General features: G+C 69.2%; 1 protein-coding gene. It reads right to left on the bottom strand.

The annotated features are described in order from the left end of the window. A partial coding sequence (locus IU459_RS37805) for a condensation domain-containing protein (RefSeq protein WP_195134341.1) occupies positions 1-312 on the bottom strand: 312 nt, incomplete at both ends.

Here is a 312-nt window from a genome sequence, read left to right as displayed (position 1 = left end):
CAACGTAGTGGTGCTCGAGCAGGTCGGCCTGTTCGCGTTGCAGCCGCTCCAGCAGCTCGCCGATACTCTGGCGGTCATCGATCCGCAGCCGCACCGGCAGCGTGTTGATGAACAGACCCACCATCGACTCGACGCCGGGCAGCTCGGCCGGACGGCCGGACACCGTCGCGCCGAACACCACGTCACCGCGGCCGGTGAGGCGTCCGAGCAGGATGCCCCAGGACGCCTGCACCAGCGTGTTCACCGTGACGCCGAGTTCGGCGGCGTGCTTGGTGATCCGGCGGGTGCGGTCGGCGTCGATCTCGGTGGTGA

It is taken from the genome of Nocardia amamiensis, from assembly GCF_015477605.1.
GTDB classification, from domain to species: domain Bacteria; phylum Actinomycetota; class Actinomycetes; order Mycobacteriales; family Mycobacteriaceae; genus Nocardia; species Nocardia amamiensis_A.
This window is presented reverse-complemented; position numbering and strand designations above follow the sequence as displayed.